Source organism: Gordonia sp. NPDC127522, from assembly GCF_042672305.1.
In the GTDB taxonomy this organism is placed as follows: domain Bacteria; phylum Actinomycetota; class Actinomycetes; order Mycobacteriales; family Mycobacteriaceae; genus Gordonia; species Gordonia hongkongensis.
The window spans coordinates 482,846-493,498 of the sequence record NZ_JBHXVK010000001.1; the positions used below are offsets into that span (position 1 = coordinate 482,846).

Annotated in this window: 8 protein-coding genes; 7 read left to right on the forward strand and 1 reads right to left on the reverse strand. The window is 70.8% G+C overall.

Translation table 11 applies throughout. The features are described from left to right. Positions 1-246: 246 nt before the first annotated feature. From ACFVHY_RS02255 to rlmB, 6 genes are all read left to right on the forward strand, one after another. Positions 247-1,275 carry an alpha/beta hydrolase gene (locus ACFVHY_RS02255; protein ID WP_390267840.1) on the forward strand — a complete coding sequence of 343 codons (1,029 nt, stop codon included), beginning with the start codon at positions 247-249 and terminating at the stop codon, positions 1,273-1,275. Positions 1,276-1,314: 39 nt separating this feature from the next. Continuing rightward, on the forward strand, positions 1,315-2,823 hold the full coding sequence (locus ACFVHY_RS02260; protein WP_390267843.1) for a condensation domain-containing protein: 1,509 nt from the start codon (positions 1,315-1,317) through the stop codon (positions 2,821-2,823). Further along, positions 2,823-4,274 carry an acyltransferase gene (locus tag ACFVHY_RS02265; protein ID WP_390267846.1) on the forward strand — a complete coding sequence of 484 codons (1,452 nt, stop codon included), beginning with the start codon at positions 2,823-2,825 and terminating at the stop codon, positions 4,272-4,274. The genes ACFVHY_RS02260 and ACFVHY_RS02265 overlap by 1 nt, the downstream gene beginning before the upstream one ends. Next, the gene (locus ACFVHY_RS02270; RefSeq protein ID WP_390267849.1) at positions 4,271-5,617 is read left to right on the forward strand and encodes a condensation protein; all 1,347 of its coding nucleotides are present in this window, start codon (positions 4,271-4,273) and stop codon (positions 5,615-5,617) included. The genes ACFVHY_RS02265 and ACFVHY_RS02270 overlap by 4 nt, the downstream gene beginning before the upstream one ends. 63 nt (positions 5,618-5,680) lie before the next feature. Beyond that, a complete protein-coding gene (cysS, locus tag ACFVHY_RS02275) occupies positions 5,681-7,072 on the forward strand; it encodes a cysteine--tRNA ligase (protein WP_390267852.1) in 1,392 nt (463 codons plus the stop codon). Next, on the forward strand, positions 7,072-8,022 hold the full coding sequence (gene rlmB, locus ACFVHY_RS02280) for a 23S rRNA (guanosine(2251)-2'-O)-methyltransferase RlmB (protein ID WP_390267855.1): 951 nt from the start codon (positions 7,072-7,074) through the stop codon (positions 8,020-8,022). Before cysS ends, rlmB begins: the two co-directional genes overlap by 1 nt. A gap of 9 nt (positions 8,023-8,031) precedes the next feature. On the opposite strand, the gene ACFVHY_RS02285 is transcribed toward rlmB, so the two are convergent. Continuing rightward, complete coding sequence (locus tag ACFVHY_RS02285) at positions 8,032-8,790, reverse strand: LamB/YcsF family protein (protein ID WP_390267858.1); 759 nt, start codon at positions 8,788-8,790, stop codon at positions 8,032-8,034. A 98-nt stretch (positions 8,791-8,888) separates the two neighbouring features. On the opposite strand from ACFVHY_RS02285, the gene ACFVHY_RS02290 reads away from it, so the two are divergent. After that, positions 8,889-10,436 carry a carboxylesterase/lipase family protein gene (locus tag ACFVHY_RS02290; protein WP_390267861.1) on the forward strand — a complete coding sequence of 516 codons (1,548 nt, stop codon included), beginning with the start codon at positions 8,889-8,891 and terminating at the stop codon, positions 10,434-10,436. Positions 10,437-10,653: the final 217 nt, after the last annotated feature.

A 10,653-nucleotide genomic window follows, 5' to 3' on the forward strand; every position in this document is an offset into this window, starting at 1 on the left:
CGACGGGTGCCGACAGCGCCCCGATGCCGCAGGCTGCCTACCACAGGTCGCGCTGTGCCGCCCGTCTGGTGATTGTCGAGGATCAGTGTGCGATTGGCCAATTAGTACGCCGAACTATCAATTCGGGGTCGATCGCGTTACTGTCGTGACCATCGTGAGACCCGCCGGGTGCTGCCATGGCCTCTGTCAGCCCCAAAAGCTTTGTCAGAAGATGACTTTCCCGCAGAACTCGGAGGACGCGACGACATGACGGGTACCACCCGCCGTACAATTCATCGCCGCGGAACGGTCCGCCTCGTATCCGTGATCGGAGCCCTGACGGCCGCGATGAGCGTCGTCACCTCGCTGGTCGCGGCCGGGCCCGCCGCGGCTGCGCCCGATCGCCCCGTCATCGAGCGGGTGGCCGCCGACGGGCCGCACCAGTACATCCTCGACGTCTACTCCGCTGCGATGCAGAAGACGATCAAGGTGCAGGTCGTGACGCCGCGCGCGGAATCCGGACCGCGCCCGTCCCTGTACCTGCTCGGCGGGTTGAACGAGGAGGACCCGAACAACAGCATCTGGACGATCAAGACCGATGTGGCCGGGTTCTACGCCGACAAGAACGTCAACGTCGTGATGCCCATCGCGGGCGACGGCAGCTTCTACACCGACTGGCAACGCGACGACCCGAAGCTCGGGCGAAACAAGTGGGAGACATTTCTCACGCGCGAACTGCCGTCCCTCATCGACGAGCGCTTCGACGGCAACGGCGTCCGCGGGATCGCCGGCCTGTCGATGGGCGCCGGTGCGGCGCTCGTGCTCGCCGTCCGGAACCCGGGCTTCTACGACGCCGTGGCCGCCTACAGCGGTTGCTTCACCACCACCGGGCCCGCGGGTCAGGCCTACCCCCGCGGCATCGTGACGGCCTTCGGCGGCAACCCCGACAACATGTGGGGTCCGCCCACCGACCCGGCCTGGGCCGAGCACGACGTGGTGGCCAAGGCCGCGAACCTGCGCGGGTCCACCGTCTACGTCTCCACCGGGACCGGTCGTGCGGGTCGCTACGACGCGCCCGGTTACCCGGGCAACGAGAACCCGACCGATCGCCAGATCGTCGGCGGCGCGATCGAGGTCGGTTCCCTGTGGTGTACGCAGCAACTCGATTCCCGGCTCGATCGCCTGGGCGTCCCGGCGACCATCCGCTACGTCGACCCGGGCACGCACTCGTGGCCCTACTGGGTGGACCAGCAACGCGAGAGCTGGCCGACCCTCCGACGCGGACTGGGTTTGTGATCCGCACCGACAACGACTCCAGAAGGTAGGTGGACTGCAATGGAATACACCGAGCTGACCGACTATTCGATGCCCGGCGGCACCGTCACCGCCTGGGAGCCGCAGGTCGACGCCACCGAGTGGCAGACGGACTCCCGACAGCTGTCCTACATGCACCTCGAACACGCCCGCCGGGCGGTCCGCGAGGGGTCGGAGTGGTACAGCCAGTGGATCGGCACCGCCTTCCGGATCGAGCATCCGCTCGACCGGGAAGCCCTCTCCCGCACCATCATCGCGTGGTATCGCCGGCACGAGGCCTTCCGGACCTCGGTACGCGTCCACGAACCGGAGCATCCGCAGGGCGACCTGACCCGGATCACCATCTCGGCCGATTCGATCACCGTCCGCGAGCGCGACTTCGGGTCGGACCTGGCCGCCGACGAGGTCTCCGGCCTGGTCACCGAGTACTTCAACCGCACGGTCACGCCGCTGAGCTGGCCGCACTGCATCGCCGTGACCGTGGAGCCGACCGGTGACGACACCGGGTTCCTGCTCGTGTTCGCGGCCGACCACACCGTGATGGACGCCTACACCCAGGTGTTCGCCATCCGCGAGCTCACCGCGCTCTACGCCGCCGAGGTGACCGGTGAACCCCACGCGCTGCACCAGTTCGGCAGCTACCTCGACTTCAGCGACGCCGAGCGTCGACTCGGTGAGCAGATCGACGCCAACAACGTCGCGGTCAGTCAGTGGCGGGACTTCTTCGACGACACCCCGACCGCCGTGCAGCCCGAACCCGTCCCGCGTTTCCCGCGCTTCGAGGTGCCCGCCGGGTCGCCGCGCACCATCGTGTCGGAACGCCTGCCGGACAACGGGTTCCAGGCGACCTTGTCGCACTGGCTGCTCGACGCCGCGGACACCAAGCGCTTCGACGCGGTGTGCAAGGGTGCCGGATCGTCGATGACGGCGGGGATCTACACCGCGCTGTCCATGACCTCGGCCGCGCTGTCGGGTAGTGCCGATCTGCGATTCATCGGCCCGGTGCACACCCGTAACGCCATCGAGTGGGGCGAAGCCGTCGGCTGGTTCGTCGGCATCATCCCCGTCGCGATCCGGCCCGGCCGGCCGGCGAAGTTCACCGACGCGCTGACGGCCGTCGCGGCGACCTCCGCGCAGTACAAGAGTGTGGGTGCGGCCCCGTTCGCGCCGGTGGCCGAACTCATCGGCGGCGACGTGACGCCGCCCGGCTTCGTGGTGTCCTACATCGACCTCCGTCATGCCGAGGGTGCGGCCGACTGGACACCTCGCCAGGCGCGCGTGCTGCGCAGCGCGACGCGCGACGCCGACGAGGTCTACTTCTGGATCAACCGGATTCCGACCGGGCTCAACGTCTCCGCGCGGTTCCCCGCCGACGAGAACGCCGCCGCGGTCGAGGTCTTCCTCTCCACGTTCCGGGAGATCCTGACGACGATCGTCGCCGACGGTGACTGCGAGTACACCTACCGTGCGGTCGAATCCGTGCCGGCCGGAGCGCACACCGGAGGGTCGACGGCCGCACTCGGCAGCTGATGACCGGCGCCGTGCGGACCGTCTTCGCCACGCCCCGGTTCGGTGCGCCTGGCTCGGTGGTGGTCCCGCTGCGCGACCACCTGATCGGCGGTCGGACCGTCGAATGGGAACTGCGCGACGCCGATCGAGTGCGCCGTGCCGCGCAGCAGTGGGGGAGCGGGGTCTCGTTCCTGCAGTCCGACCACCTGGCGACGATGGGTGACAAACGGCGTCGGGGCGAGGTGCACACCGGATTCCTGCTCGCCGCCCTGCGTTTCGACACCGTCCTCGACGAGGGCGCGATGGCCGCGGCGCTCACCGACTTCGTGCGTCGGCACGAAGAACTGCGCGCGCACTACCGCCCGGGACCGGACGGTCCCCAGCGGTGGGTGGCGCCGCCCGAGGAGTACGTGATCGAGGTCGCCGACACCGAATCCGTCGTCGTGGACGGGGCCGATCTCGGCACCTGGGTCGGGCGTCGGGCGTCGGAAAAGGCTCGCGCGGAACTGGTTCCGGGGTCCTGGTGGGCGGCGACCGTCGGCGACGCCGGTTTCACCTTCTTCGTGGCCACGGATCACGCACACGGCGACGGATATTCGTCGGTGCTCGCACTGACCGAGATCACCGCGCTCTACCGCGCACACTGCGCGGGGAGGACACCCACACCGCCGGCGCCGGGCGCGTTCGGCGAAGCCGTGCTCGCCGAACGGTCCGCGGCGACCGCGCTCCCGCCCGACGACGAGCGGGTGGCGATGTGGCGAGAGGTGTTGCTGGCCAACGACGGTCGCGCACCGCGCTGCCCGCTCGACCTGGGCCTCACCGACGACGCCCCGGCCCCTGCGGTCGCGGTGGAGCAGTGGTTGCTCGACCCGTACGCGCTCGCGCGCTGCGACGCCCGACTGGACCGGACCGGCGGGGGATTCGCCGGTCTCCTGTACGCCGCCCTGGCGGTGCGTCACCGCGAGATCACCGGGGAGTCGCGGTTCTTCGTCTCCACGGTGCTCGCCACCCGCGACGCCGGGACCGCGTGGACCCAGGGCTGGCTGTGCAACTTCGCCCCGATCGCCGTGGAGCTCCCCGCCGAGCCGACGCCCTTCGACGACGTGGTGCGCGCGGCCGGGCGCAGCGTGCGTGCCGCGCGCCGCGCGAGTTCGGTGCCCGCACACGGGGTCCTGGCGTTGCTGGCCGCCGAAGGCGTCTTCCGGGGTCTGGACGGCAGCCCGTACATGGTGTCCTATACCGATCTGGGGCGACTACCGATCGGTGACGACCCGGCCCTGACGACGATGCAGACCTCGAGTGGCGTCGGCCCCACGCGCAACGCCAACCTGTGGTTCACGCGGACCCCCGCGGGCCTCGTCGTCCGGTGTCATCTCCCCGACAACGAGGTGGCGCGTACATCGGTCGCCGACCACCTCGCACGTGTCGGCGGCATCCTCGACGACTATGCGAGCGGGGGGCCAGAGCGGTGAAGCTCTCGAGTTCGGAGACCTGGGAGGTCGAGCCGGGGGAACTGATCCGATGGCTTCCGGTACCCGGCGGCTGCGCGGCGTCGTCGAGCGCGCCGGTCTCGGAGAACGAGCGATTCCACCTGGACTCGATCGCGCAGGGGCAACCCGGCTGGATCGCGCTCACGCTCGACTTCCCCGAGCGGCTCGAGCTCGCGCGCCTGGGCGCGGTGGTGTCCACCGTCATCGCGCGGCACGACGTCCTGCGCAGCCACTACGTGGCGACCGACACCGGATACCAGCGAGTGCTGCACGGCGGCGTCGACGTCAAGGAGGACTGGCACGAACCCGACGCCGGGCTCGGGCCCGCGGAGTTCGCGGCCGAACTGGCCGGACGGATCACCGCCACGTGCAACCCGTTCGAGCCGGTGCCGCACTTCCTGGCCGCCGTCCGCAGAGCGTCGAGCACGACCCTCGTCTGCGGGTTCGACCACTGCTACGTCGACGCGCGCTCGATGGCGCTGCTGTCCTCCGAGATCTGCGATCTGCTCGCCGGCGCGGCCCTGGCTCCCGCGGAGTCCGGGCTGGACGCGCTGCGTCGGGTCGCGGGCGACGAGGCGGCGGTGACCCCCGACGACCCCCGACTGGGCGAGTGGGGACGATTCCTGGCCGCGACCGACTGGCAGGTTCCGGAGTTCCCCGTCGACCTCGGTGTCCCGGCGGGCGAATCGGCGAAGATGCGCACGATCGTCGAGACCCTCCTGCCGGGCGATTCGGCGCGGGCATTCAGTTCGGCGGTCCACCGCCACGGAGGACGGACGTACCCCGCGGTGCTCACCTGCGCGGCGATGGCGATCAAGTCGCTCGGCGGGCCCGACGAGCTCGCCACCGTGGTGCCCACCGGCACCGGCGCGGGCCCCGGCTGCGTCGGCTGGTCGGTGGGCAACGCGCCCCTGCGGATCACCGCCGGCGACGATCTGTTCGGGGCGGCCCAGGTCAACACGGTCCGGCTCGCAGCCGCCCTGCCGCTGGCCGAGATCGGGCTGACCCCGGTCTACCTCGCGTTCGGCAACCGGCTCCGTCAGCGCCGGTCGGACGTCTTCATGATGTCCTACGTCGACTACACGCGCCTGCCGGGTCCGCACCGGGGGGTACGGGCCGAACAGGTCTCCAGCGCCAAACCGACGGACACCGCGCAATGGTGGTTCTGGCGCGATGCGGACGGGATCCACGTCCGCGTGCGGTATCCCGCCACGGAGCGGGCGGTCGCGGTCCTCTCCGCGACCATCGCGGAGATGAGGGCGATCGCCGCCGCCGTCGCCGCGGAGCCGGCCGGCCCGGTCGGCGTCTGTCGTGGGCGTGCGTGAGGTGCGCGCACCTGCGGCTCGGGCCGTCGGTAACCAGGTCAGGGTCCGGTAGGATTGCCGGTCGTGACCCTGCGCCTGTATGACACCGATTCCCGAGAGGTGCGCGACTTCGTGCCGCTGCACCCAGGCCAGGCGTCGGTGTACCTCTGCGGGGCGACGGTCCAGGGAGTTCCGCACATCGGGCACGTCCGCAGCGGTATCGCCTTCGACATCCTGCGGCGCTGGCTGACCCACCAGGGCCTCGACGTGCTGTTCGTGCGCAACGTGACCGACATCGACGACAAGATCCTGCGGAAGGCCGCCGAGGCGGGACGGCCGTGGTGGGAGTGGGCGGCCACCCACGAGCGTGCCTTTGACGACGCCTACCGCGCGCTGGGGGTCCTGCCGCCGTCGGCCGAGCCGCGGGCCACGGGTTTCGTCACCCAGATGGTCGAGTACATGGAGCGCCTGATCGACCGTGGGCACGCCTACGTCGCCGACGGCAACGTCTACTTCGACGTCGTGAGCCTGCCGGAGTACGGGTCGCTGTCCGGACACCGGCTCGACGACGTGCACCAGGGCGAGAGCGCGGGGACCGGCAAACGCGATCCCCGCGACTTCACCCTGTGGAAGGCGGCCAAACCCGACGAGCCGTCGTGGCCGACGCCCTGGGGCCCCGGCCGTCCCGGCTGGCACCTCGAGTGCTCGGCGATGGCCACCTCGCTGCTCGGCACTGAGTTCGACATCCACTGCGGCGGGATGGATCTCATCTTCCCGCACCACGAGAACGAGATCGCGCAGGCGCACGGTGCGGGAGATGCGTTCGCGCGCTACTGGTTACACAACGGCTGGGTCACCATGGGTGGCGAGAAGATGAGCAAGTCGCTGGGCAACGTCGTGTCGATCCCCGCGATGCTGCAACGGGTCCGGGCGGTCGAGCTCCGCTACTACCTCGGCAGCGCGCACTACCGGTCGATGCTGGAGTATTCGCCCGGTGCGCTCACCGAGGCCGCCGCCGGCTATCGGCGCGTCGAGTCGTTCGTGGCCCGGGTCGGCGCGCGCGTGGGTGAGGTGATCGTCGGGGACGTCGACCCCGAGTTCGCCGCCGCACTCGACGACGACCTCGGCGTCCCGGCCGCACTCGCGGTCGTGCACAACGTGGTTCGGCAGGGCAACACCGCCCTGGAGTCCGGTGACGGAGCCGCCGCGCTGGCGGCGGCGGCCACGGTCCGCGCGATGATGGGGATTCTGGGCGTCGACCCACTGGACGACCGGTGGGCGGGTGCCGCCGACGAGTCGGCCGCCACCTCCGCGCTCGACGTGTTGGTGCAGGCGGAATTGCAGCGACGCGCCGACGCGCGCGTCGCCAAGGACTGGGCGACCGCGGACGCGGTGCGGGATCGGCTGGCGCAGGCCGGTATCGAGGTCACCGACACCCCCGACGGTGCGCAATGGGCATTGAAGGGTGAGGCGTGATGGCAGGGAATTCCAAGCGCAGAGGCGCTATTCGCAAGGACGGCACCAAGAAGGGGCAGACCGTCGGCTCGGGTGGTCAGCGTCGCCGCGGCCTCGAGGCCCGTGGCGCGACACCGAAAGCGGTTGACCGGCCGTATCATCCGGCCCACAAGCGAGCCAAGGCGGCGTCGAAGTCGGCGGCCGGCCGCGGCGGGGCGCGGGCCCGGGACGAAGGCCCCGAGTACGTCCTCGGCCGCAATCCGGTCGTGGAATGCCTGCGTGCCGGCGTGCCGGCCACCGCGCTGTACATCGCCACCAACTCCGAGCCCGACGAGCGGGTCGCCGAGGCGGTGAAGATCGCCGGTGACTCGGCGATCTCCATCCTCGAGGTAGGCAAACCCGAACTCGATCGCCTGTCCACCAACGGAATGCACCAGGGCATCGCGCTGCAGGTGCCGGAGTTCGAGTACGCCCACCCGGACGACCTGATGGCGGAGGCAAAGGCCAGCGGCACCCCGCCGCTGCTCGTCGCCCTCGACAACATCACCGATCCGCGCAACCTGGGCGCGGTGATCCGCTCGGTCGCGGCCTTCGGCGGGCACGGCGTGGTCATCCCCGCACGTCGCAGCGCGAGCGTGACGGCCGTCGCCTGGCGGACCAGTGCCGGTGCCGCGGCGCGTCTACCGGTCGCCCGCGCCACCAATCTGACTCGCACTTTGAAGGATTGGGCCGACGCCGGGGCGCAACTGGTCGGTCTCGACGCGGACGGTGACGTCACCCTCGACGACTACGACGGCAGCGGCCCCACCGTGATCGTGGTCGGTTCGGAGGGCAAGGGGCTCTCCCGCCTCGTCCGCGAGAGCTGCGACTCGATCCTGTCCATCCCGATGGCCGACGACGTCGAGAGCCTCAACGCCTCGGTCGCCGCCGGTGTGGTCCTCGCCGAGTTCGCCCGCCAGCGACGCCGCTAGCACCATCCCTCAGGCCGGCGGCGCGCCGATGACGATCCCGGCGGCGGTGAGCGCGTCGCGCACGGCCTGCGCGTGTCCGACCGCGCCCGGGGTGTCGCCGTGGAGGCAGACCGACCCGGCGTCGACGTCGATCAGGGTTCCGTCGATCGCGCCGATCCGGCCCGTCGTGACGAGTTCGACCACCCGGCGCGCGATCTCGGCGCTGTCCGACAACACCGCGCCGTCGGTTCCGCGCGGCACGAGGGTGCCCGCCGGGGTGTAGGCGCGGTCGGCGAACGCCTCGGAGATGGTGTCGAGTCCCGCGCGTCGGGCGCGCGACAGCACCTCCGACCCCGGTAGCCCCATGACCGCCAATCCGTCGTCGACATCGCGGACCGCGGTGACCACGGCCTCCGCCTGCTGCTCGTGATGGACGATGGTGTTGTACAGCGCGCCATGCGGTTTCACGTAGGTGACGGCGCCGCCGACCGATCGGGCGAGGGCGTCGAGCGCGCCGATCTGGTACACCAGGTCGGCGACGAGGTCGGGAGTCGTCATCTCCATGAACCGGCGTCCGAAGCCGCTGCGATCGGGATAGGACACCTGGGCGCCGATCCGGACCCCGGCATCGACCGCGGCCCGGCAGGTGGCGAGCAACTGCGCGGGGGTGCCGGCGTGGAAGCCGCACGCCACGTTGGCGCTGGTGACGATCGCCAGCATCGCCGCGTCGTCGCCGATGCCCTCACCGAGGTCGGCGTTGAGGTCGATGCGTGCCGCGCCGGAACCCATGAGCGCATCGTAGTGGTGGCCGACCAGCGGGGACCGCCCGATCGGTGTGTGCGCGACGGCGGGTAGACGAAGTCGTCGTTTCGTCTACGGTGGTGGGTATGGCATTACTCGACAGTAAGGTGACCACCCGTAACGGCGTGGTCGAGGGCGCCCGGGGGAAGCGGCTGCGCAAGGGGACCATCAGCTGGCGAGGCATCCCGTTCGCGGCACCGCCGGTGGCTCATCGCCGGTTCCGCGCACCGGAGCCCGCCCACGACTGGCCCGGCGTCCGCGACTGCACCAAGGTGGCCAAGGCGGCCATCCAGGAGAAGCGGTTCACGGCCATCGCGCCGGGCAAGTTCGCACCGATGGCCGAGGACTGCCTGACGCTGAACGTCTACTCGCCCGAGACCGCGTCGTCGGCACCGCGACCGGTGATGGTGTTCATCCACGGCGGTGCGTTCATCCTCGGCACGGCCGCCACCCCGCTCTACGACGGCGCCTTCCTCGCGCGTGCCCAGGACGTCGTCGTCGTCACCATCCAGTACCGGTTCGGTCCGTTCGGCTTCCTCGACCTCGGTCAGTTCGCCACCGAGGACCGTCCGTTCGACTCCAACGTCGGACTGCGTGACCAGATCGCGGCCCTGCAGTGGGTCCAGGGCAACATCGAGGCGTTCGGCGGGGACGCGGAGAACGTCACGATCTTCGGCGAGAGCGCCGGCGGGTCGTCGGTGCTCTCGCTGCTGTCCGCACCGTCGACGACCGGTCTGTATCACCAGGCCATCGCGCAGAGTCCCGCCCCGGAACTGATCGTCGAGCAGGACGCGGCGAAGATCTACGCGGACGAGTTCGTCCGGCTGTTGCGCGACCCGCAGCGTCGGGCGACCTCCCTCGAACGGGACGAGCCGCCGGTCGACACGGTCCACGCCCAGCGTCTGCTCACCTCGCCCAACCCGGCGTTGCTGCTGGCCGCGGGGAACCGGCTGATGCGATTCGCCACCCAGACCGCCGGTGGTGCGATCCCGTTCGCGCCCGTCGTCGACGGCGATCTCCTGCCGCGGTCGCCGCTCGCCGCCGCCGCGGGTGGGCTCACGCAGCCGGTGCCGCTCGTGATCGGCAGCAACCGCGACGAAGGGAAGCTGTTCGCCAAACTCTGGAACGTCCTGCCCGACGCCGAACGCACCCTGATGCGCGTCGAGGACGAGGAGGTCCGGCGCGAGATCGCCTCGCACTACGAGGACGGCGACCGCGATCGCATCCGGCTGGCCGGCGACTCGATCTTCTGGGCACCGATGAGCGCCTTCGCCGACGGGCACAGCGCCGTCGCCCCGACCTACGTCTACCGCTACGACTACCAGACGAAGGTGCTCGAGGCCACGGGCTTCGGGGCCACGCACGCCACCGAGCTGTTCAGCGTGTTCGGTGCCTACCGGGCTCCGATGGGTGCCGGTCTCGCCCTCGCCGACTGGCCCGCCACCGGCCGGGTCACCAGGAACGTCCAGACCCGCTGGGGCGGGTTCGCCCGCACCGGCGACCCCGGTTTCGGCTGGCCCGCCTACACCACCGCCGACCGCAAGGTCCTCGTCCTCGACGACCCCGACCACGTCGAGGCCGACCCGGACGCCCTGCGGCGCCAGGCGTGGTACCGGGTCCATTCGCCGGCCTGACCCTTCGTGACGCGCCCTCCGCAAGCTCCGGGCGCTCCTCAGGGAGCGGTGGGGTAGCGCGCTCCGCAAGCTTCGGGCGCTCGTCAGGGAGCGGTGGGGTAGCGCGCTCCGCAAGCTCCGGGCGCTCGTCAGGGAGCGGTGGGGTAGCGCGCTCCGCAAGCTCCGGGCGCTCGTCAGGGAGCGGTGGGGTAGCGCGCTCCGCAAGCTCCGGGCGCTC

Excerpts from the sequence above, each read along its gene's own strand:
- ACFVHY_RS02265 (WP_390267846.1), top strand. The coding sequence starts at position 2,823 with ATGACCGGCGCCGTGCGGACCGTCTTCGCCACGCCCCGGTTCGGTGCG.
- ACFVHY_RS02290 (WP_390267861.1), top strand. The coding sequence starts at position 8,889 with ATGGCATTACTCGACAGTAAGGTGACCACCCGTAACGGCGTGGTCGAG.
- ACFVHY_RS02285 (WP_390267858.1), bottom strand. The coding sequence starts at position 8,790 with ATGGGTTCCGGCGCGGCACGCATCGACCTCAACGCCGACCTCGGTGAG.
- ACFVHY_RS02255 (WP_390267840.1), top strand. The coding sequence starts at position 247 with ATGACGGGTACCACCCGCCGTACAATTCATCGCCGCGGAACGGTCCGC.
- rlmB (WP_390267855.1), top strand. The coding sequence starts at position 7,072 with ATGGCAGGGAATTCCAAGCGCAGAGGCGCTATTCGCAAGGACGGCACC.
- ACFVHY_RS02260 (WP_390267843.1), top strand. The coding sequence starts at position 1,315 with ATGGAATACACCGAGCTGACCGACTATTCGATGCCCGGCGGCACCGTC.